Below are 23918 nucleotides of genomic sequence, written 5' to 3' on the forward strand. Positions count from 1 at the left end.
TTTTTATTATTTTTATTTTAGGAAGAAAGGGAATTATCTGTATTTTTATGCAAATACACTAATTTATTCTATACCAACTTTTTTGATAAACACTTAAAAATACAAAAAAGCATCTGAATTAGACGCTTTTAAAATAAGTTAAATAATTCGCTTACGAATAGAACTTGAAATAAAATCAATTATAATTACCATTAAAATAATACCTAATAAAATAATTCCCACACGAGACCAATTACGTGAACTAAGTGCAAAAATTAACGGCGTACCAATACCCCCTGCTCCAATAACACCTAAAATCGCAGCGGATCGTACATTAATTTCGAACCTGTATAACGTATACGATAGAAAATCCGGTAACACTTGTGGTAATACCGCATACCAAAGTATTTGAAACCGATTTGCACCCGTTGCTATTAACGCTTCCGTCGGCCCCTTATCTATATTTTCAATTCCTTCCGAATATAGTTTCCCTAACATTCCGATAGAGTGTAACCCTAAAGCTAGAACTCCGGCAAAAGAGCCTGGACCAACAGCTTTTATAAATAAAAGAGCCATAACTAATTCTGGAAATGTACGAACAAAACTAAGTACAAATTTCCCAGTTCCTGAAGTTAATTTTCCACTACTCATATTCGTTGCCGCCCAAAAAGCAAATGGAACAGATAAAAAAGCAGAAATAAATGTACCTAATATCGCAATTGCCAACGTATCAATTAAACCATGTAATAAATCTTCACCATCTGGCAAAGATACATACGACCAATCTGGGTTTAATACGCCTGTCATAATTGCTTTTGTAATTTCTCCCGCAGTATTCTTTATTCCCTCGAGTGGGACTCCTGAAAAGGCCCATACATATACAACTGTAAGTGCTATAAAAATAATCCAGCGATTTACACTCAGTTTCTTCGGTTTTGATATGATTATCGTCGTTTTACTCATTATAATTTCTCCCGCAACAATGTACTTATATAATCGATTAGCAATACAACAACAAGGGTATAAATAATAATGGAAGCAGTTTGTTGATATTGTAAAAATCCAAGTGTACGATCATAATATAATCCAATACCACCTGCTCCTACTAAACCTAGAACAGCTGCTGCACGTACATTCACCTCAAATGTATAAAGTACATAGGTGACGAAGTGCGCTTTCACTTGCGGAATGACCCCATAAACTATCCATTGCACCTTATTCGCTCCTACAGCTGTCATCGCTTCTAATGGACCTGGATCAATTGATTCAATTGACTCATACAATAATTTCGCTACGAGTCCAACCGAGAAACAAGTAAGAGCCAAAATACCTGGAAGTGGTCCTATTCCAAAAATCGCTACAAAAATAGCCGCTAATAATAAATCTGGTATTGTTCGTATAAAATTTAAAATCAATCGAGCTGGACTGTACAAAAGTACACTAGTAAATACATTACTTGCGGCAAATAGTGCAAGTGGAATGGCTAAAATCGCCCCTAAAGTCGTTCCAATAATCGCCATACGTATTGTATCTAACATTGCTGTTGTAATAATTTGAAAATAACTCCAATCTGGCGGCACCATTTCCTTCAATAAATCCATCATATTTGGAAAACCCACTACTAGTTTTGAAAATGATGCGTCGACCTGTACACTACTACCCCACAACAGTAAAATAACTAGAATAACCGTTAACATATGTTTCAATTTACTCGGCGGCTTCGGTATCGATTTCGAATATATCGTCACTTCATTCATTTTGCTGCCACCCCTAATAATGCGCTTTTCTGAGCTACGTCCCCATAAATTTCAGCGAATTTTTCATCCGTTGCCGCTTCTACTAATCCATCAAAAACAATTTCACCAGCATGTAATCCGATAATACGAGTAGCATATTGCCTCGCTAAATCAATAGAATGTAAATTTACAATTGTCGTAATTCCGAAATCTTCATTAATTTTCTTCAAATCATCCATTACTTGCTTTGTTGTCAGTGGATCTAACGAAGCAACAGGCTCATCTGCCAATATGATTTTTGCTTCTTGTGCCAATGCTCTAGCAATTGATACACGTTGCTGTTGTCCCCCTGATAATTCATCAGCTCGTGCATATGCTTTTTCTGAGATATTCACTCTATTCAACGCCTGGAATGCAAGCTCCACATCTTCTTTCGGAAACAGACCTAACGTTGTACGCAATGTAGAATGATATCCAACCCGCCCAGCTAATACATTCTTCAGTACCGTTGATCGCTTCACAAGATTAAAGCTTTGAAAAATCATACCAATATCTCGGCGCATGCGTCGTAATCCTTTTCCTTTTGCAGCAGTAATAGACTCCCCTTCAATAATAATTTCACCTTCTGTGATCTCATGAAGGCGATTTACCGACCTGAGAAGTGTAGATTTTCCAGCCCCGGATAGCCCGACCATTACAACAAACTCACCTTTTTGAATTTTCAAGTTTATATTATTCAATCCTTTTGTACCATTCGGATACACTTTGGAAACATTTCGAAACTCTATCACACATCTTACCTACCTTCTATGTATTATCAATAACTGAAAAACGGCAAACTAACTGAAATTACACACTTTCCAGTTAGTCGCCATTTCCATATGTATTATTGCGTTTTCACTTTCTTTCCATATTCACGAACGATATCAAATTTACTATCATCAGATTTAACATATCCTTCATGTGAGTATACTTCTTTAATGATTTTGTGCCCTTCCTCATTCTTTCCTATTTCAATGAAAGCATCTTGTAATTTCTTGCTCCACTCTGCATCTAAATCAGAGCGTACAGAAATCGTATCGTTTGGAATTTTCTCCGTAAATTTTACTATTTTCGTTTGATCGAATATATTCGGATAATCTTTTTTTACAATATTGCGAGCATCTTGGAATACAACAGCTGCATCTACATCACCATTTAAAAGAGCAATAAGTGACTGATCATGACCTTTTAATGTAACAGGTTTCACATCTTTCAACGGATCAATTCCCTCTTTTAACAACACCGCTGCCGGCCATACGTAGCCTGCTGATGATGTAACATCTTGATAGCCAATTTTTTTACCTTTTAAATCTTTTACACTATTAATATTAGAATCTTTCTTAACAACAAACTCTGATTTATAAACATCTACTAAATCCTTTGTGGGAGCTCCGGTTTCATCATCCACCCCAAAACGTTGCGCCTGTAAAATTACGTTTGCAGCCTTCTTCTCATGTGCTAACACATACGCTGTTGGAGGTAAAAAGCCTACATCTACTTGCTTAGATGCCATCGCTTCTACAATTGTATTGTAATTCGTTGAAATACTAACTTTTACCGGAATGTTTAATTTATCACTTAATAGCTTTTCCAATGGTTTTGCCTTCGCCTCTAACGTATCTGCATTTTGAGAAGGAACAAATTGAACATTTAGCGTCTTCGGTACATAACCTTTTTTCGTATCTTCATTTTTACTTGCACTTGATTCCTTCGTTCCACATCCACTTAATAATCCCGCTGCTAGTACAACTGTTGTACTCATTGCAAAAACTTTTTTCAACATGTTAATGCCTCCATTTTTCGTTGTTATAAAATACCCTTCCATAAACATGAAGAAATATATCACACATTTTTACAAATAATTGCTTATTTACAGAATCTTTACACATTCTATACATTCACATTAAAATTCTTTTCATATATTTGATATGATTAATTGAAAGATAACAATAGAAAAGGTGAATGATGTTGAATCAAAATCAAATTGTAACTTTAAATATTTTATTAACAAGTGATATACATGGTACTGTTTATCCAATTCACTACCAAGATAATTCCAAAGCAGAAATTGGTTTAGCTAAAATTTCTACTCTTATAAAAAAAGAACGTTCTAAAAATAAAAACGTTCTTTTAATCGATAACGGGGACTTTATTCAAGGAACTCCATTTACTTATCATTACGCTACATACGAACAGGATAAGAAAAACCCAATGTCCTTATTAGCAAACCACTTAAGTTACGATGCTGCCGTTATCGGGAATCATGAATTTAATTATGGAATGGATATATTAAATCATGCTGTAGATACTGCAAACTTCCCGTACCTATCAGCAAACATTTTAGATAAAAACATAAAAGAACCTTATTTCGGGAAACCATATATAATAAAACGTATCGAATCAAATATGAAAATTGCTATTTTGGGGGTAACAACGCATTACATCCCAAATTGGGAACAAGCCCATCACATTAAAGATTTACTATTTGAAGACGCATTCGAAACTACAGGAAAATGGGTTTCTTACATCCGCGAACATGAAAAACCAGATTTACTAGTCGTAGCCTATCACGGAGGATTTGAACGTGATTTACAGACCGGAGTACCAACTGAAGTGTTAACAGGCGAAAACCAAGGATATGCAATATGTCATGAAATTGAAGGTATAGATATTTTATTAACAGGCCACCAACACCGAGAAATTTCTCACACAACGGCTAACGGTGTAACAATTTTACAGACTGGATGTAATGGGCAATCAGTTGGAAAAATAACCGTAACCTTCGAAAGAATGGAACAGAAGTGGGTAAAAAAAGAAAGTTATTCAGAGTTGTTGACGGTGCAAGGAATTGAGGCAGATCCAGATGTTCTCTCATTAGTATCTGATTATGAAGAGAATACACAAAAATGGCTTGATCAACCTATCGGAATCATTCATGGGGACATGCAAATTTCAGATGTTATGCAAACTCGTTTGCAAGACCATCCATTTATTGAATTTATAAATAAAATACAAATGGATATAGCTAACGTTTCAATTTCTTGTACAAGCTTATTCCATAATACATCTCCAGGTTTCCCGAAATATGTAACAATGCGTGACATCGTTTCTAATTATATTTATCCAAATACATTAAAAGTAATTAGAATAACTGGAGCGGACATAAAAGATGCCCTTGAACTCTCTGCTTCTTATTTCACATTAAATATAGATGGAACTATCATCGTAAACCCTGCCTACATAGAACCAAAGCCGCAACACTATAATTACGATATGTGGGAAGGAATTTCGTATGTATTAAACATTTCCAAACCAATTGGCGAGAGAGTAGAATCTTTACAGTATAAAGGCGCTTCTCTTAATATGAATGAAGAATATGACGTTGTTATGAATAATTATCGTGCAAGCGGTGGCGGGAACTTCTTTATGTTTCAAAATAAGCCAGTAATAAAAGACATACCAACAGATATGTCTGAACTTATCGCTAACTATATATTGAAGCATAAAAGGATAGAAGCAACGAAAAATGACAACTGGAAAGTTATTAAATAACGATTTTAACAAATAAAAAAAGATGGGCTGCGCCCATCTTTTAATTTAATTTTGCATTATCTTGCTTTTTTAAAGCTTTTAATTTCGTCGGTGTAACATCCGTTCCTTCTTCGTTAACGACTTTAATTCCTTTTAATTCGTTTAACATATTTTGACGAAATCCTTTTAAATATTGTTCACGTAGCGACTGGCGCTCACGTTGTTCTTCTTCAGTTAAGCCTTCAGCTTTTGCTTTTTTCGCTAAGAAGTTAATGCGTTCAATGAGTACTTGACTTGGCATCTCGAATCCCCCTTCTACTCAAAACTGATTATTATCATACAATAGTTAGTCCTCTTTATCAAGCAATTGCTTTGTATATTCTACATACCTTCGATGTACAGTTGCTTTTGAAACATCATGACCAAAACCACGAAGTGTTGCTGCAATTTCTTCAAAAGTTAATTCATTCCGGCGTAAACGTACAATTTCCTCAATTGGTACTTCTTTTTTCTCACGTCCTATACTTAAATGACGATTTTTTAAATTATTCTCTGGACGAAATCCTTTCTCTACCGCCCTTTGCATACCACGTTTAATTTTTAAATTGTGAATCTTTCTTTGATACTCTTCAACAATCCCAATTATATCTAGCACCATCGAATCAGAGTCAGAGAGTTCTAATTCTCCATTATGCGTATGCGTATATACTTTTATTCCCTCTTTATGTAAACAGTGCATTAATGCAATTTTCGCATTCCCTCTACCAAGACGCGTTTCATCTTGTATTAGAAGTACATCAACTTGTTCATCGCGAATTGTATCTAGCACTTCTAATATGCCATCACGTTCAATTGTATAACCGCTAGCCTGCTCCTCAATCACCTTTGTAACATTCATTTGATAACGCTCAGCTAAATGCAATAATTCATCTTTTTGACGCAATAATGATGTTTCCTGCGCTTCTTTTGTTGTGCTTACACGTGCATAAATAATTGCATTCATTTTGAACCCTGCTTTCTCACTATATTTTCCTTATAGTGTATCATAAATTCGCCTTTCGTTCGAACTTATGTTTGTAGAATGTTTTTTCGCATGTTATACTTAATAATAAGAAAAATGAAAGAAAACGAGGTGTTAGAAAACATGGAAAAGTTAACGAAACGCCAGCAAGACATTCTCGACTTTATTAAGCTAAAAGTACAAGAAAAAGGATATCCACCTTCCGTACGCGAAATCGGTCAAGCAGTCGGCCTCGCTTCTAGTTCTACAGTGCACGGACATTTATCACGACTAGAAGAAAAAGGATATATTCGACGCGATCCAACAAAACCACGCGCAATTGAAATTTTAGGTGACAACCGAATGGAAACAGAAACACAATCTGTTATTCAAGTTCCAATCGTCGGAAAGGTTACTGCCGGTTTACCGATTACAGCAGTCGAAAGTGTAGAAGATCACTTCCCACTTCCAGCTAGTATTGTTGCTGGAGCAGATCAAGTGTTTATGTTACGCATTTCTGGAGATAGCATGATTGAAGCTGGTATCTTTGATGGTGATTTAGTTGTTGTTCGCCAGCAACAGTCTGCATACAACGGTGAAATTGTAGTTGCTTTAACAGAAGATAACGAAGCAACTGTTAAACGTTTCTACAAAGAAAAAGACCACTTCCGTCTACAACCGGAAAACTCTTCTCTAGAACCTATCATTTTAAAACAAGTGTCAGTTATCGGAAAAGTAATTGGCGTATATCGTGATTTACATTAAAAATAATAAAAAGAAGATAATCCCCTTATTTATATAGGGCATTATCTTCTTTTTATATTTTGATAGATTTCCGTTCACTCAAAAGAATGCATTACCTTAATTATCAACGCGTTTCAATAGTAACATCTCCAGCAGCTGTTTTACCGCTAATTTTTTTACTCCCATTACCAATTGTTATATTTTGATTTTCTTCATTAAAAATTGTCACGTCTCCAGCAGCACTTTGCCCCGTTATAACTGCATCTTGTGGTTTTTCCAACAAAGTAATATCTACATCGCCAGCAGTTGAACTTGCCTCTGCATCATATTTAGGATCATGATCCATAATATTTACATCCCCGCTAGCCGTTTTTGCTGTTACTTTCCCTATTACTTTTTTAAAGCTCACCTCACCAGCTTTTGTAGATCCCTCCACACTCTTAGCTGTTACATGTTTCAAATCTACTTCTCCAGCGAGTGTTCCAACACTTACGCGATCACTTTTCACATCACTTATTTCTACTTGTCCAGCGGATGAATTCACTTTTATCCCTTGGTAAGAACGTTCAGGCACAAGTATAGTCACTGTAGGCGTTTGAAAATTGAAAGTGAAAAATGAAAAATCAAATGAGACACCTTTCTCTATTTCTCCTTTAATTTTTAATGTGTCACCATCCTCCACAATACGAATCTCTTGCTTACGTAAATCACCTGATTGCTTTACATAAAAAGTGGAATCAGGTGATTTTTGGACAATGATATCCCCAGCATCTAACTTAACTTCTATATTTTTTAGTGTTTCGTTTTTAATTACTTCTTCTTTATCGCCTTTTTCTGCAGTTTTTACTGCCTTTTCATATGTTTGTGAAATTCCTATTACCCCAATAATGATACAAGCGATAGCTACTAATAATACTTTTTTCATCATCTACTCCCCTTTTATCATTTTGAAGTTCCATATTACATATCGTACACACAATCTTTTAAACCACTTCGTACTATAATAAGCTGCAATACATAACAACAAACCTACTCCAACAAACGTTATACTAACGAAAAGATCCAACCATATAAACGTACCCATGAATATTTTTATAATAACGAAAAATGGTGTCACTACACTAGCAATTCCACCGCCCCAAAAGGAAAATATAAAAGCTATAATTGCAACTAACGGGCCTAACACAATAATAAAATTAAACAAACTAAGTCCAACCACTGCCATGACAGCTCTTGTTACATTTGAAGTCGACGGATCTTTTTTCATTTCATCAAATCGATACATCGCAAGTAAGTCTTTCGCAATTACTTTCGGAGAGCCAAGACCCTTTATTATTTCTGATTCAGTTTTCCCCTCTTCTATCCCAAACTGAAAGTGCTCTTCATAATCGAATAAAATATCTTGTCTCTCTTCTTCTGGTAACTTCCTAAGATAACTTGATAATTCTTTAAGAAACCGTTCTTTACTCATCCCATTCCACCCCTTCAATAATTTCTTGAACACCTTTAGCAAAATCGCGCCACTCTGTTACTAATAAAGTAAGTTGCCTCTCTCCTTGCTCTGTTAGTTGATAATATTTACGGGGCGGTCCTTCCGTGGATTCTTTTAAATATGTTTGAAAATATTCCTCTTTCGTTAAACGACGTAATAGCGGATATACAGAACCTTCCGATATTAAAAATTTATTTGAAATTTGCTGAACAAGTTCATAACCATAACTATCTTTACGTTTCACAAGTGCCAAAACACATAGTTCTAACACACCTTTTTTAAATTGAACGTTCAAGGACAATCCCCCTTTCTTATTTTAGTACTGTTCAGTACACGGTACCTGTTTCATCCATAATATACCACTTGGTACTGTTCATTGCAAGGTACTTAATTATATTCATTCCCAAAATTTAGAAAACATATATATAAAAGCCCGAATAAGATCCTGTTATAAAACTGATCATTACTCGAGCTTTTATTCGATTCGAACTGCATGAATACAAAACTTCATTCACTCTTTCTCCTCTATGAACCCACTTCCATTTGTGACCCTAATAAATTTCGAAATACACCTTTTCTTTCTTTAGCTAATTGATTAAATTCACCTATTTGAACAATTTCACCTTTTCCTAAGACAATAACTTGATCTGCGTTGCGTATAGTAGATAAGCGATGCGCAATAACAACAATAGTCATCGTTCCTTTCAATCTTTCTATTGCTGATTGAATTTTTACTTCATTTTCAGTATCTAATGCACTCGTAGCCTCATCTAATACTAAAATCGACGGTTTTCTTAAAATAGCCCGTGCTAGTACAAGCCGCTGGCGTTCACCACCCGAAAGCCTCACCCCTCGATCCCCAATCAATGTATCAAGCCCATTTGGAAGCGTTCGTACAAATTCAGAAGCGGCCGCAAACTCTAATGCATCCCAAATTTGTTCTTCACTTGCATTCGGTTCAATCATCAATAAATTTTCTCTTATGCTTGCATTAAATAAGAAGGGATCTTGTGGTACATAGCTAATAGCCCGCCTTAATGACAATAAATTATCAGTTGTAAGTGGAATACCATCTATTAACACTTGACCTTTTTCTGGTTGAATTAATCCCATTAAAACATCAATTAATGTACTTTTTCCCGCACCAGAATGCCCCACAATGGCCGTCATACTATTTATTGGAATTTGCACATTAATATTTTGAAGTGCGTATAAAGATTCTTGCTTATTATAACGAAAGTAAACATCCTTACACTCAATACCTCGCTCTATACAAATCGGAGTTATATGTTTTTGCTGATGTATATCCTGCATTTCAATTGCTTCCTTACATTCCTCTTGTAATTCCCATAATGACTTAAAAGCAGGAATACTTGCAGCCAGTTGTTCTAAATTTGATTGAATTGTCATGAATCTCGGCCATAGTCTGGAAAAAATGAGGATGATTAATAGTAATTGGGTAGTTTGCGCTTGAAACATATTTACTGATAAAAATATAAAAAATGCAATTAATATAGCCATTGAAATTTTATAAAACAATTGAGAGTTTGATCTTATTCTCATATACTCCATTTGTTCGCTACTCATCTTTTTTGTTATAGATTGAAACCAATCCAAACGTGATACTTCCAAAGTATTGCTCTTTATATCTTTAATTCCATTGAAATGATCTGTTATACCAGAAAGATAGTCTTTTGCCAATTCTGAGGTCTTACCGCCTAGTATTCGTGCTTTTTTTATAAAAACACGAGAAGCTACCAAGAATAATAAGCCAAAGACCAAAACAAATATAGTTATTTGGGGAGATAATAAAAACGCAATCCCCACCTGTATAAATGTAAACAGAATAGCAGCTAACAATTGTAAAATTAAATTAACCCCATAACTTACACGAGCTAATTCTGTAGTTAATATATTTATTAGATTTGTTTTCCTTTTCTCTAAAAAAAAACTCCATTTTGCTTTTAAAATCATACTATATGTTTCTATTCTTAATTCTCGTACAAAAGCTTGTTGCGTTCTCGCATCCCTTAGCGTTATATTTCTTTGTAGTAAATTTTGACCTAACACTATTAGTATATATATACCTAAAATGAAAACTAGACTTGTTACTTTAGGAAAATCCTGCAAAAATCTATAGACAGGTGCAATAAAAGTAGTCTCCTCGCCTATATTAATTATTCCAGTCATACTTATCATAGGAATTAATAAAATAATACCTATCCCTTCAAGTAAACTTATTAAAACCATACCAAATAAATTCACATACAGTATTTTTCCCGCTGAAGAGTATAATTTCTTCATAAAATATATAATATGATTCATTGATATCCCTCCTATAACAAAGCAAGCTTCTTTGTTTTCCTCCAAAGACATAAAAACGGACGTAAAGGAAAATATAAAAAATGAAGGAATTTAGGTAACGGTAATGTTTTTGCATCAATTGGATAAGGATATAGTTGGCTCATAATATATAAAATCTTTTGCTGATTAGACATTAGTGAAAATAAATGTCGACTATGATAAGTAAGTACTTCTTCAGGGACAGGGTCGGTATGCAAGTTTATCATTTGCTTGAAATAAAACAACGCCTCTTGAGCTAACTGCTTTGAATGTTTTTTCGCTACTAATTCCATCGTTCTTTCATCTAGTCGTACACCCAGCAATTGAGATGCCAAAATTAATGCTTGTCCTCCTAAATGAAGCATTTGATATTTTCTCATTAATTTATGAATCTCACTCCAATTAAGATCTTGATCGACAATTTTTTTTATATCTACTAACCACCGTAATCTGGACCAACCATGTCTAGCACCATGAGATACAAGAAATAAAAATAAATCTTCCTTCCCTAACATATATACAGAATTACTCGTAAGGGTACTTTTTCTTTTGCTTCCCCAAAGCTCTTCAAACCCAGGTTCTTTACCCGGTCCGGGGTTTAGCCTCCAATGAATTTCAACTTTGATCCGCTTTATTGGATGAAAAAATGTTATATGATGATGCCTCCATTTCCAATCATTTAATATCGTTTGAATATAATCATCTTTTACATACCCCTGCTCTAAAAGTAGTATTTCTACTTCCTCTAAATTTTGAATTGGAATAAGAACGTCCAAATCACAGGATGTTCGTAAAGAAATATCTCCATATAAGTCCTGAGATAGTACAGGTCCTTTTAAAAAAATCATACGAATCTCATTTTCATTACATAGTTTATTTATTCGTTCCATTTCAGCACTTAAATAAAGCATTTGAAATGTATTTTTTTTATATTTTCTATTCAAGGTTTGTACAATATGTGAAGGAATTAGTTCCTCATCCACCTGTTTAAGTTTTTGATATATCACCGGATAAACGCGATGATGCACAGCTTGCTCAAGAAATACCTCCCAATCAATATCCAAAAACCATTCATTACTGTAAGTTTGCACTGTTTCGTCATCTTGTAACTTCAAAATTGCAAAAAGAAGTTTCAATTCCTTAGACATGAACTCTACATTAAGACCAAAATCTTTCTCCATTTTATTCTCCTTTAATAATGTCCTCACTTAGCCTCTTTGCAAATGATCCAACGACAGTAAATCTCTCCATTCCTTCTGATCCAGTAACATAAAAAGAACCGCTCCGTAACCATGCATGTGCAATTAATTCCCCATGACTATCCTTAGCAGTTCCTAAATAAAGAGTACTCTCAATGTGACGTTTTTCAAGCATTTTCATCCCAGCTATAGCTTTAACGAGACATTGACTTTCCCAAAAAGTATACCGACTCATAATAGAAATAGCTTCAGACACCTTCTTTAGTGTATCCCCGTGTGGCTGAATTTGGGCAACTGATGTTTCGTTCATGTAATCCCCTAAAGAAGGTGCAACTTTGGAAAAGGTAATACTTTTTAGTACACGCGCCCATCCTAAAAAAATAAAAGCCTCTAAAAATAAAAGCTTTGTTTCCGTGTTCAGTGATAAAAATACTCTTAACCTTTTCACAATATTCATTAATTCCTTCCTAACAGTTCTCTTGAAATTACGAATCTATCTATTAGATTGATCTTTTATTTGAATTAAACCTTCTTGAAATAAACACTCTAAAAAGGAAAGAACTTGCTCTTCACAATCTTTTCGTTCAATATCATAGTTAGATACTAACATAGTAACAAGCTGATTAATTATTATCGGCTTTTCAATAAGCTCCCATATTTCTCCGCCTATTTCACCTAAGTTATAATAATTTCCTTTTTGGACATTTAACATAACTTTTTCTCCATCCATATCGCTCACTATATTACCTTCACTCTGTACAACGTTATGTTCTAATGATATTTTTCTCGAATGAACAACCATCAACCATACTCCCTTTCTGTATAGTATTTAAAATAACTTGCACAAGCTCATGAGCTGTAAATCTCGAATCCGGGCGTCTTAATTGAAACATTTCCATTCCACTTGCAATATTAGATGAGGTTTCAAAATGCCATTCCATCAATCCTAATTTAGAAATCAAAGAATTCCTAAAAGTATGTTGGTATAATTTACACAAGCGTGTGAGACCTTCAATACGGGTCATCTCGATATCTTCTCCCTGCGTTTTTACTAATTCAATAACACCAGCAAGAGGTAATGGATCGGGGGAAAATTGAGAATTCACAGGAACAGCATACTTCGTTTCTCTTTCAAACAAAGGGCTAAATTGCGCTACTTCCATTCCTAACTCATTTATGCTCTCTTGCCATAATTTTTGTTGTGCGTAAGAAGGATGAACTATTGCAGTATTTTTATTCAAAAGAGACACAGCAACTACATCATCACTTAAAAGCTGATATCCTATATTCAAAAAAGCCGAGGCTAACGTTGATTTTCCAGCTCCTGAATCACCAATTAATGCATACGCTTTCCCATCTATGGCAATTACACTCCCATGCAATGGAAGTATTTTCCGTTGCATTAAAAGTGCCCCCATACAAGTTCCCAGAATGTATAATCGAATTTTATCTTCTTTCGCCTCTGGCATAGGTGAAAAAGTAATTTTCTCGCCCGCTTGGATAGAAAATATTGCAGTTTGAGGAACATGAAACATCACTACATCATCTTCCACTACAATGGTTTTTTGCTGTGATTCGTCATATCTACCCCATCGTTCAGATAAATCAGTTATTTCAATTTGAACATCTGTCATCTCTTTCTTTTCATTCAGCTGAGACAACTCGGGTAATGGGACTTCACTTACTATTTTTAACCCGAAGGCTTTGTATAACACATTTCCCATCGAATCGATCATCCTATTCACCCCACATTGTCAATTTTTTTTGAAAGCTCTTATATAATAAAACTATATAAGAGCTTTATTTTTCCAATGACTTAACTATACTTCACTGGATCATCTGGATCAGGTTGAACTGCGTCAGGAATTTTATGTCCTGGCCCCGCCATAGTCATATTAATATTAAGTACTTCTAATACAGGTTGTTTCCATTCCTTTTTCATACATATCACCCCCTTTCATATTAAATTTTTTATAAATCGATAGAAGATTAAGCTACGCATTAAAATTCTAAAATCTAAATCAAATGCATATTCTGGTCGAGGTTCTTTACATATTTTTGAGATAGCTTTCTTAATTACCTCTACATTTAGAAATTCAGAGATTATTGGATCTACACTAAGTTCTTGAACTTCCTCAATAAATTCATTCCAAAAAGGAGTCATACGATAAACACCATCTGCACCCTGAACACCTCGAACGCGTTGATTTAATCGTACTTTATCCGGAAGGAAATTTTTTGTGGCTCTCCGAATAAGAGATCGATCTAAACCATTTTGAACATACTGTTCTTCTGGGACTGACAAACAAAATTGAATAATCCGTAAGTCATTTGTAGGATCACGATCCCATAAAGCATAACGTAACGATAATTTCGTTTCATACGTTCCATTTATGCTCCAATAATAAGGTTTTTCAAATTGTTCTCTTTTCATGTCATATGCATTTGATATAAAGGTACCTGTTATATCAACATCCTGTTCTTTGAGCCTATCAAAAACATTCATTTTTTTTGCAAATTCCGGATTGATTATTATAGGAAAAACATCTTGTTCCTCTGAAGAAAGTAACTGATGCAAAAACGGAAATGCCTTTCTTCTTACCACTTCAAAAACACGTGCTTTTTTCACTCCTATATTTCTACTATATAAATATAGTTCACGATAAAACCGAATCCAATGTAGCTTTTTCAATAACATTGCCTGGTAATCAAAAATAGGCCCCCATGATACTGTCCAATTACCTCTTTGACCACTAAGGAGTACTCCTATGTCACGCTGAGATGCTTTTTCATAAACTCCCCTCAACCAAAAGGTATTCTCAAAAAATTTATACGGCATCTCCATTGTTTCCAACCAATCATCAATTTCCGATAATGGGCTTCTTTCCGGTAATTCTAAATAATAATCCTGTATATTCCCTACATATTGTACAGTCGATTGAATAAATGGTCTTTCGTCAGCTATCCTACCTTTGTGTGTCCAATCTTCAAATCCTTCTGCCGGGACATAACTAAACGTATGTAATTTTTTATTTTCAGCACGTAAATCTTTTGCAGCAAAGCTAACGACAGACCCTGAGTCTAGCCCTCCGCTCAAATGAGCTCCTACTTGGTGATGTGTTCGTAAACGTACCTTCACTGCACTTTGATACACCTCTCGAAACGCCTCTTCATACTCTTCATTTGATTTTAAATTAAGCATTTTTCCAGCAGTTGGTATATAGTATCGCGAAAACTCAACTTTGCCATCTTTCACCAAAACAGTGTGTGATGGAGGCACCTGTTCTATATATTTATAGACCGTTAGCTGTGGATCTACTGATTCAAAATTTACAGGTATAGCTAAAAATTCAGCAATCCACTGCTCATTCAATTTTTTCTCAACATATGGTAGAGTAAATAACGGTTTTATAATAGTACAAAAAGCAAATTTGTTCTCACTACGATAAAAATAAAGTGTTCGGCTCCCAGAAAAATCTCTAGCTCCAAAAAGAATTTGTTTTTTCTCATCCCAAATCATAAAGGAAAAATCGCCCACCAAATATTTCGGTGTTGCCTCTCCCCATTTCTGATAAGAGAGTAAAATCAACTCACTATCTGTCATGTTTTTTCTATCAGCATAATCTACTTGTAATTTTTCAAACAACTCATCACGATTATCAATAATAGCATCTGCTGTAATTGCCAGTTGTTCTTCATAATTATAGAAGGGTAATTGTTCACCAACTGACTCTGGTGTAATCCATTGTGCGTGACATCCCAGGAAAACGTTTTCTTTGTGCCATATTTGAATATCATCAGCAGGGTACTTTTGTAAGTCACTCATTAATCGTGTACCATGTTCAATTGATACAGCTTCATTATTAAAGTGAATAATGCCAGTTATAGCGCTCATTTTTCCCACCTCTTATACAACAAGTTACTAAAAATGTTTTATTTATTTCATGCAACTCACCTATACGTTCTTTTTAAAGAACGTATAGGTTTTTTAACACCTAATTGATTAAATTCTCTGATTCACTAACGAATCGGGGTATAGATATGTTAAAGTTATCATTATATTTTCTCTACGTCAACACGATAATGGTAATTATCACCAAATAAGTTCCATTAAAGTTCGTTATAATGAACTTTAATGGAACAAATATATGAGTCCAACATTTTTTATCCTATTTATTTCTCTTTGAATTATTCCATGTTATATAATATTTATTATAGCCTGAATAACTCTCCGTTGATCCTCATCCATCATATTGGAACCCGAAGGGAGACAAACCCCCTGTTCAAATAATCTTTTAGATACATCATTATCTTTCTGATGAGAATAATACTTACTTTCTTTAAAAAGTGGCTGCATATGTAGTGGCTTCCAAGTAGGACGTGCTTCAATATTCTCTTCTGCTAAGGTTGTCAATAATTTTTCAATAGAGATACCAGATTCCTTTTCATCAATCATCATAGTTGTAAGCCAACGATTCGAGCGAGTATTTTCTAATTCCGGCATAAAACAAAATCCAGGTATGTGAGATAATTCTTCATAATACCGATTAAATATACACCTTCTAGTCCTCACTCTATCTTCTAAAACTTCTAATTGCCCTCTCCCAACACCAGCTAATATATTACTCATTCTATAATTGTAACCTATCTCACTATGTTCATAATGTAGTGCTGGATCCTTTGCTTGCGTCGCTAAAAATTTTGCTTTCACTAATGCTTCCACATCATCTGATATAAGCATTCCACCACCTGAAGTTGTAATGATTTTATTTCCATTAAATGAATAAACCCCAAACCTCCCAAAAGTACCGCTCGCTTTTCCTTTATATGTAGAACCTAGAGATTCTGCTGCATCCTCAATTATAGGAACATCATATTGATTACAAAGCGAAAGAATTTCATCTAACTTAGCACTCTGACCATATAAATGAACAAGAATAACAGCCTTCGGTAATTCCCCTGCTTTATTAGCATCATATAATGCAAGCGCTAGCGCTTGCGGTGACATATTCCATGTTTCCGGTTCCGAGTCAATAAACACCGGTTCAGCTCCCAAATAAACAATTGGATTCGCACTCGCTACAAAAGTAAAACTTGAACAAAACACTGTATCTCCCTTTTTAACATCTAATAGTCTCAAAGCCAAATGAATAGCAGCCGTACCTGAACTAACTGCAGCCCCACCTTTAACTCCTACAAAAGATGCAAGTTCTCTTTCAAATTCATCTACATTTGGACCAAGAGGGGCAATCCAGTTTGTATCAAATGCATTTTGAATATATTTTTGTTCATTTCCACTCATGTGCGGTGAGGAAAGATAGATTCGTTTTTTATGCTGAATGGTTTGCATATGAACACATCCTTTATACATATTTTTAAAATTATGTATCTAAAAACATATGCTTTAATACAGGTATATCAGGGAGTCTTCTTAAATCATTTATTGTATAATGTGCTTTATAATCTTGCCCAACTATAAGATTATGGTAAATCCCATCTTCTCTATTAATATGAATTGTTATCCAATTTAGTTTCTTCGCAGTTATAAAATCCTTACTTAAATTATCTCCTATATAAACACACTGCTGATGTGGAACCTGTAGTTCCTTACTTATTTTTTCATAAGGAATTTGGCTCGGCTTCCAATATTCTTTTCCCAGCTCATCAGTGAGAATTATTGAGTGAAATCTCTCTTTTAACTTTAATGCATTAATTTTCTTTTCTTGGGCAACTAAATATCCGTCTGAAATAAGTCCTATTTTAACGGTATTAACTAAATTATTTAGTACCCAATCCGCTTCATCCAACAATTGAATATCTGGTTTATGAAACCTATACTGTTCTATCAAATTACTAATCAATTTTTCATCGTAAGGAATGTTTAACTTTTCTAGTGTTTCATTAAACACGAACCTTCTTTCCCCCGAATCGAATAATTGAATTGCAATATTATAAAATCCAGTTTTCTTATACTTCTCTTTAATCCAATCATCCACTGCTTTAAAACCACTTACAACATAATCTTTCTCTTTATATAAAGTATCATCCATATCAAAAACAATTGCTTTAATCACCATCTTAAATACTCTCCATAAAAACCGCTTCATCATATCTAAGCATCGTTAAGTTTTCTCTCCAATTAAAGTCCCTATCTATAAAAACTTCCCCCTGACACATTTTAATTGTCCAAAGCGGAAAATTTGCTCCCGCCTCTATGGATAATGGAATCCCTCCACCAAAACGAGGATTTATTTCAATAAACTTAATTTCCCCATCTTCTTTTTTAAAACATTGTAAAGTTATACAGCCAACAGGATCAGGAAGTGCCTGAATTACATTTTCTGCAGCTTTAATGATTTCAAAATCCTTTTTGGTCATTCCTTTGCTTACCTCACCCGCTCGTGTTTCTATACGCAATCTAGGAACAATTGTTTTTATATTTCCATTGAAATCTACCATTACATCTATAGTGTATTCTTCCCCTGAAACGTATTCTTGTATCATAGCGTTAGGTATATACTCCTTGAAGAATTCTAATTCCTTTTCATTCATAATTTTTGTTACACCTTTACTAGAACTTCCATTATATGGCTTAATTAATAATGGAAATTGATATTCTTTCCTTTCAATTTCTTCATCACTATATACTTTAGGCGTTGGAATATTATTAGAAACAAAGAAGTTATATGTGTATTTTTTGTTATTAGCTATTTTATTTAATTCCAAACTAGAAACTAGTATTTTTACACCGATACTTTCAAAAACCTTCGCATTATTAGCCAAAAGGATTAATTCCGTATCAATTAACGGAATTATTAGTTTTATCATTTCAGATCTACATATCTTTAATAATTCATTAATATACCCTTCTTCATTTACACGCGGAACAACAAAATGCTTATCGCTAAAGTAAATGGTAGGAGCAGTTTCTTTTAAGTCTGCAGTAAAGATTTTCCCTTCGATTCCTTCTTGTTTAAGTACTTCCTTGAATTTTTTAATTAAGGCAACCCTCCTACCTGAGCTAGTAAACAAAATATTCATTTCATTCTCCACCACGCTCGATTCCCCCCTTAAAAACTGGCATAGTCACATGCTTATTATTTGTTATCCCTTCTGACTTTAAAACCTTACTAAAAGTCAGATATAAAATTTTCAAGTCTAAAAGAAAACTTTGATTCTCAACATACCATACATCTAATTTGAATTTTTCATCCCATGAGATACTATTTCTTCCATTAATTTGAGCCCACCCAGTGATTCCAGGTCTTACATTATGCCTTTTAGCTTGCTCTTTCGAATATAAAGGCAAATATTCCATTAATAATGGTCGAGGACCCACCAAACTTAATTGACCTTTTAGCACATTTATTAATTGTGGTAATTCATCTAAACTATATTTTCTAAGAAATTCCCCAAATTTAGTTAATCTAACGTAATCAGATAGCAGCTCGCCATCACTATCTCTAGCATCAGTCATCGTACGAAACTTGTAAAGGTAAAAAGGCTGTCCATGTAGTCCTGGACGTTGTTGTTTAAATAGAATAGGTGAGCCTATTCTAAACTTAACTAGGACTCCTACTAAAAGAATAACGTGACAAAAGCACAATAATAATAATAAAGAAATAAGTATATCAAAGAGTCTCTTCATTAATAATCATACTCCTTGCTAAAATTTTTACGAATGCCTTTTTCAAAGATAAATAGACAAAAAAACATTCATTACAAACTTACTTCATTTCACTATACATCTTAGAAAAAAATTTAAACCTCGTATTTTTTAATTCCTTTTTTATTTATACATTTAGTTCCTCTTAAATTTATTGTTGATTTCACTTTTCAAAATCACTTTTTATCCCTATCATTTATTTACAATTAAATTCGTAAAAAAACTATTCAATCGCTCTTTGGTTATCACGTACAATAAAACTCTTTTTGTCAATCATTCGCACTACAGGTTTATATATACAATTTATTACATACGATGAAGCAATACATAACGTTATCAACCAAATAAAAATTATGATTGGATATCTAGGTGCAAATATAAGCTCTGGAAAAATTGACATATAAAAAAACATATGAGTCAACCATATGTTTGTCGAATGATCCCCCAAAAAAGCTAATATATGTTGTATAACACTACTCTTATTCATAAGAATAAAGAAACTAATAAATGCAATAGCCGTAAAAGGGGCGATAATCATAGATTCATAAAAAGCATGTAAAACTATTAACATGATTATCCCTATAGCACAAAGTGTATTCTTATAAGACATGTCATAAAATTTATTATATAGTTTCGAATAAATTTTTTCTTTCGCAAAAATAGTACCTACAATAAATGGAAGTAAAGATGTACCAACCAATACCACGGCATTTACTGACATACCTAGAATTGTATGATGCCCAACATCCAAAACATTTTTTATACGTTGAATATAACTCACTAAATATATAGTTCCAAAAACCAGTAACAAACTTAATGAATTATATTTCCTCACCAATTTAGTCAATAACGGTGCTAAAAAGACAAGAATAATATATGTCTGTAAAAACCACCATGCACCATTATATGAAGATGATAGTACAAAGACATTGAGAAGGAACTTTATTATACCACCTGAGAAAACCTCTGATTTACCTGAAAAAAATCCTACAACAACAAATAGAACAAGCACTATCCAATAGTTCATTAATAGTTTTAAGATACGTATACAGTTTCTATTTACATTTAATCTTTGTTCTTTATAAAAAATTACATATAAACCATAACCACTTACAAAACAATATATAGGTACACATGCATCTCCAAATAATGCCAAGTAGTAAACTAGCGGCGTTCCATTGATTGTTATAAAGTTTTCATACATCCCATTAACTTCTTTCCTACCAAACAGGTGAAGTAACAACATGAGTAATATAGCTGCTCCTTTTAACATTTTCGCATCACTTTTTGAAATTTCTATAAAATCGAATCTCCTCCTTTCATATCTGCTGGTTTCTCATTATACATTCCATATCAGCTGTTTTATTTAAGCCGTATATAATTAAATTTAGTTGTCGTTATATGATACTTCTTCCTAAAGTTTTAAAAATCCCAACATAAATAAAAAGCCACTATGCTTATGAAAACATTGTGGCCTTTCTCTTTTTATATTAATAATTCAACACATTACGCATTTATTTGTCCGAATATTGCAAATGTAGCCAATAGACCGATTTCCTTCCATACAATATCATTATCAGTAATAGTATCGCTGGAAATTGTAGAAAAAGTGGGTGAGATTGTATGTGACGTACCATTATTTAAAGCTTCATATACATGGTTACCAAAATTAATTCTACTTCCTTTCACATAACTTTTAGACGCTATCCACGTTTGATTATTTGCATATCCGCTTTTAGAACAAACCCAACCAATATATCCTCCCGCAATCGGATTTGAATTTCTTATTTCTTGTCCTAATCTATAATATCCTGTTGTCGGGATAGTTGGTATTCGATAGTATGGATCTAACACACCGTTAACAACATTTCCTTGTAAAAATTCTTTTCCTGTAATCATCATTGTTGCATTATTTAACATATTATTTTGCATTACAACTTGAAGTGTATTACTTGCTGTCCTATTGTCTATTCCAACTTGCGTTAAATTTACTGCGGTTATAGTATTATTTTGGATCACTGCTTGCTTACCTGCAAATTCTCCATCTAAAATAACAATCGTTCTTTGAAGAGTATCATTTGTAATTTTTATAACATTTCCACTTAACACTATATCATCAGATACATTTTGAACATTTAAGACTGTTCCATTTGGTTTTTCAATATGACAATTAATCATCTTGAATGACTTGAGATTATTTACTGTAAGTAACGTATTGTATCTATCCGTACTAATGAACTTACAATCTCTTAACTCTAAAGAGGTTGTTTTACTTGTTGCACCCAACAAATCAATTTCCTTAAAAAAACAATTCGTATATGTTCCTGCAAATAAGGTTGGGTTTTTAACATTATTAAATAGTGTATTTTCAAATATCCATCCTGGTTTAAATGTTCCTGCTGTTACATAATTTAAATACAACACATCTTGCCCTTCAAACACGCAGTTCGAAATTATTTGCGGCTCATTTTTAACCTCTAAAGTCCATTGATACAATGATGATAAGGAAGCTAGTTTATCCGCATCATTAAAAAAACGACAAGAATCAACTTTAACTACATATGGAAAAGGTGTATCAATAATCATCTTACTATTACAAAAAACATTACTTACTATGTTAATAGACCTGTTCGCATATACACCCTGCGTGTTTATTTGTGTTCCATATACGTAATTATTAGAGAAAATAACATCGCCTGACAAAGAGATTTTTGTTAATCGAATATTATTCCCTGCCACCATTACCCTATCGGTGCCACCATTAACTGCTAGCCCAACATAAGCATTTGATACTGTATTCATAATAGAATTGTCCAATATATAGATGAATTTCCCATTTACAACAATAATATTGTAATTTTTATTATCATGAAAATTATTTCTTTCAATATAGATATATTGGTTTAAGTCATATCCATCTTCAACATCAATTCCACTTTGTGGATTAGTACCTGCAATATGATGAATATTATTATCTCGAATGTATACATTCTTTGCACCACATACACTAATTCCTTGTCTACGGCAGTCATGTAAATTACATTTCTCAATATACGTATATTGAGGGAACGAAGGCACTCGAACATTTATTAAGCAATTTGTAGAAGCAGGAACATTACCTTGATGCAGAACGATTTTAGCGTAACTTGCTCCTTTAGGAACCTCTACTTCATCAAAAAATTGCACATTATTTTTTGATGATATAAATACATCACTTAAAGTATAAAAAATCACATCATAATAATCGCATTTTATATCAGAACCCAATGCTCCGTATCCATTTCCATACAAACCGAAGTAACCATACTTTACAATAGCCACTTGAGTCATATCAATTCGCAAAGTGGAACGTATCTTTGTTGTACTACTTACTAATGAACCATCTGTTGTATTAATTGCTCCCTGTTCAAATGAACTTGCTAATGATGTAGGAAAAGGTGAAATCTGACCAAAAGTACTGTTCAGTGTAATGGCATCTCCTGTACAATCTAAAATATCTAGATTATCTAAAGATACAAACCTTGTATTGTTCCCCCCATCAGCAGGTGGAATAAAACTCCCCACTTCAATTCCGTACCCTCCCTCATGTGTTCCTCCACTTGAATAATCATGCGTATCTCTATCCCCTTGGATAACACCATTTGTAACCCTGGAATAAATCTGATTTTTGCGAAAACTTACAATTGCATACCCTGTCAATTTATTCGTTTCCATTTTTAAGATTGAACCATTTAAATTCAGTGTAAGATAGCTTTGAGGTTCAATAGGATTTTGTTTATCAATTAAATATATACCTTTTGGTAATACAACTTCTGTATACCCTTGTTGCTGCGACGCCCAAACTAAAGCATTATTAATCCCTTGAGAAGTATTAACGGCGTCAGTTCCATCATTCTTAACATTCCACCTATCTAATTCTAATGTATATACACTTAAAGAATTTGTAATCCCTAAAGATTTTGGAATCCATTTTGATTGATTACTATCATAAGTCAAAATATCGTCATTAGAAGGAGGCTTGGTTACAAAATTCAAATCACTCAAACTTCCAAGATTAACCTTTCTAATCCACATCAATTTACACCTCTTTTTCATGTTTCTATATATTATGTTCAATACGGTAAATTGATTGGATATAGTAGAATTACTTGTACTTTCTAAATATCAATACAGGAATTCACTATTT

Annotated in this window: 24 protein-coding genes; 2 read left to right on the forward strand and 22 right to left on the reverse strand. The window is 33.6% G+C overall.

What is annotated here, in order from left to right; translation table 11 throughout:
* Positions 1-138: 138 nt before the first annotated feature.
* From phnE (LUS72_RS17885) to LUS72_RS17900, 4 genes are all read right to left on the reverse strand, one after another.
* On the reverse strand, positions 139-942 hold the full coding sequence (gene phnE / locus LUS72_RS17885; RefSeq protein ID WP_097829132.1) for a phosphonate ABC transporter, permease protein PhnE: 804 nt from the start codon (positions 940-942) through the stop codon (positions 139-141).
* Positions 942-1736 (reverse strand): phosphonate ABC transporter, permease protein PhnE, encoded by a 795-nt coding sequence (phnE, locus tag LUS72_RS17890; RefSeq protein WP_264447630.1) that lies wholly within the window; start codon positions 1734-1736, stop codon positions 942-944. Before phnE (LUS72_RS17890) ends, phnE (LUS72_RS17885) begins: the two co-directional genes overlap by 1 nt.
* Positions 1733-2506, reverse strand: coding sequence for a phosphonate ABC transporter ATP-binding protein (phnC, locus tag LUS72_RS17895; protein ID WP_097829134.1), 774 nt, complete (start codon positions 2504-2506; stop codon positions 1733-1735). Before phnC ends, phnE (LUS72_RS17890) begins: the two co-directional genes overlap by 4 nt.
* 95 nt (positions 2507-2601) lie before the next feature.
* Positions 2602-3540 carry a phosphate/phosphite/phosphonate ABC transporter substrate-binding protein gene (locus tag LUS72_RS17900; RefSeq protein ID WP_002137777.1) on the reverse strand — a complete coding sequence of 313 codons (939 nt, stop codon included), beginning with the start codon at positions 3538-3540 and terminating at the stop codon, positions 2602-2604.
* Between the two features lie 179 nt (positions 3541-3719).
* Between LUS72_RS17900 and LUS72_RS17905 the strand changes: the two genes are divergently transcribed.
* Entirely contained in the window at positions 3720-5309 is a 1590-nt protein-coding gene (locus LUS72_RS17905; protein WP_264447636.1) for a bifunctional metallophosphatase/5'-nucleotidase, read from the forward strand.
* Positions 5310-5349: 40 nt separating this feature from the next.
* Here LUS72_RS17905 and LUS72_RS17910 read toward each other — a convergent pair whose 3' ends face one another.
* Together LUS72_RS17910 and LUS72_RS17915 are read right to left on the reverse strand one after the other, a co-directional pair.
* A complete protein-coding gene (locus LUS72_RS17910) occupies positions 5350-5589 on the reverse strand; it encodes a DUF896 domain-containing protein (protein ID WP_264447638.1) in 240 nt (79 codons plus the stop codon).
* Between the two features lie 45 nt (positions 5590-5634).
* On the reverse strand, positions 5635-6291 hold the full coding sequence (locus tag LUS72_RS17915; RefSeq protein WP_097829137.1) for a YneB family resolvase-like protein: 657 nt from the start codon (positions 6289-6291) through the stop codon (positions 5635-5637).
* Between the two features lie 141 nt (positions 6292-6432).
* On the opposite strand from LUS72_RS17915, the gene lexA reads away from it, so the two are divergent.
* A complete protein-coding gene (lexA, locus tag LUS72_RS17920; protein ID WP_128853760.1) occupies positions 6433-7053 on the forward strand; it encodes a transcriptional repressor LexA in 621 nt (206 codons plus the stop codon).
* 103 nt (positions 7054-7156) lie between these two features.
* Here the strand turns inward: lexA and LUS72_RS17925 are convergent, their stop codons facing one another.
* The 16 genes from LUS72_RS17925 to LUS72_RS18000 all read right to left on the reverse strand — a co-directional run bounded on the left by LUS72_RS17925 (position 7157) and on the right by LUS72_RS18000 (position 23806).
* Entirely contained in the window at positions 7157-7960 is an 804-nt protein-coding gene (locus LUS72_RS17925) for a DUF4097 family beta strand repeat-containing protein (RefSeq protein WP_097829138.1), read from the reverse strand.
* Entirely contained in the window at positions 7961-8503 is a 543-nt protein-coding gene (locus LUS72_RS17930) for a DUF1700 domain-containing protein (protein WP_264447641.1), read from the reverse strand. It lies immediately after the preceding gene.
* Positions 8496-8819 carry a PadR family transcriptional regulator gene (locus tag LUS72_RS17935; protein ID WP_264447643.1) on the reverse strand — a complete coding sequence of 108 codons (324 nt, stop codon included), beginning with the start codon at positions 8817-8819 and terminating at the stop codon, positions 8496-8498. Before LUS72_RS17935 ends, LUS72_RS17930 begins: the two co-directional genes overlap by 8 nt.
* A 230-nt stretch (positions 8820-9049) precedes the next feature.
* A complete protein-coding gene (locus tag LUS72_RS17940) occupies positions 9050-10849 on the reverse strand; it encodes an ABC transporter ATP-binding protein (protein WP_264447645.1) in 1800 nt (599 codons plus the stop codon).
* An 11-nt stretch (positions 10850-10860) separates the two neighbouring features.
* Positions 10861-12048 (reverse strand): nucleotidyltransferase domain-containing protein, encoded by a 1188-nt coding sequence (locus tag LUS72_RS17945; protein ID WP_264447646.1) that lies wholly within the window; start codon positions 12046-12048, stop codon positions 10861-10863.
* A gap of 1 nt (position 12049) precedes the next feature.
* Positions 12050-12523 (reverse strand): lasso peptide biosynthesis B2 protein, encoded by a 474-nt coding sequence (locus LUS72_RS17950; protein ID WP_264447648.1) that lies wholly within the window; start codon positions 12521-12523, stop codon positions 12050-12052.
* Positions 12524-12559: 36 nt separating this feature from the next.
* Positions 12560-12868: a lasso peptide biosynthesis PqqD family chaperone gene (locus LUS72_RS17955; protein WP_264447650.1), complete on the reverse strand. Its 309-nt coding sequence runs from the start codon at positions 12866-12868 to the stop codon at positions 12560-12562.
* A complete protein-coding gene (locus LUS72_RS17960) occupies positions 12831-13802 on the reverse strand; it encodes an aldolase (RefSeq protein WP_264447652.1) in 972 nt (323 codons plus the stop codon). The genes LUS72_RS17955 and LUS72_RS17960 overlap by 38 nt, the downstream gene beginning before the upstream one ends.
* Before the next feature lie 80 nt (positions 13803-13882).
* Positions 13883-14008 carry a paeninodin family lasso peptide gene (locus LUS72_RS17965; protein ID WP_016086744.1) on the reverse strand — a complete coding sequence of 42 codons (126 nt, stop codon included), beginning with the start codon at positions 14006-14008 and terminating at the stop codon, positions 13883-13885.
* A 15-nt stretch (positions 14009-14023) separates the two neighbouring features.
* Positions 14024-15961 carry a lasso peptide isopeptide bond-forming cyclase gene (locus tag LUS72_RS17970; RefSeq protein WP_264449074.1) on the reverse strand — a complete coding sequence of 646 codons (1938 nt, stop codon included), beginning with the start codon at positions 15959-15961 and terminating at the stop codon, positions 14024-14026.
* A gap of 303 nt (positions 15962-16264) precedes the next feature.
* The gene (locus LUS72_RS17975; RefSeq protein ID WP_264447656.1) at positions 16265-17416 is read right to left on the reverse strand and encodes an aminotransferase class I/II-fold pyridoxal phosphate-dependent enzyme; all 1152 of its coding nucleotides are present in this window, start codon (positions 17414-17416) and stop codon (positions 16265-16267) included.
* A 31-nt stretch (positions 17417-17447) separates the two neighbouring features.
* Entirely contained in the window at positions 17448-18143 is a 696-nt protein-coding gene (locus LUS72_RS17980; protein ID WP_097829148.1) for an HAD family hydrolase, read from the reverse strand.
* 1 nt (position 18144) lies between these two features.
* Positions 18145-19107, reverse strand: a complete 963-nt coding sequence (locus LUS72_RS17985) for an ATP-grasp domain-containing protein (protein ID WP_373605108.1) — start codon at positions 19105-19107, stop codon at positions 18145-18147.
* A gap of 1 nt (position 19108) precedes the next feature.
* Complete coding sequence (locus LUS72_RS17990) at positions 19109-19714, reverse strand: sugar transferase (protein ID WP_097829150.1); 606 nt, start codon at positions 19712-19714, stop codon at positions 19109-19111.
* 241 nt (positions 19715-19955) lie between these two features.
* Positions 19956-21032: an acyltransferase family protein gene (locus tag LUS72_RS17995; RefSeq protein WP_420720175.1), complete on the reverse strand. Its 1077-nt coding sequence runs from the start codon at positions 21030-21032 to the stop codon at positions 19956-19958.
* Between the two features lie 206 nt (positions 21033-21238).
* On the reverse strand, positions 21239-23806 hold the full coding sequence (locus tag LUS72_RS18000) for a right-handed parallel beta-helix repeat-containing protein (protein ID WP_097829152.1): 2568 nt from the start codon (positions 23804-23806) through the stop codon (positions 21239-21241).
* Positions 23807-23918: the final 112 nt, after the last annotated feature.

The organism is Bacillus cereus, assembly GCF_025917685.1.
GTDB classification, from domain to species: domain Bacteria; phylum Bacillota; class Bacilli; order Bacillales; family Bacillaceae_G; genus Bacillus_A; species Bacillus_A cereus_AT.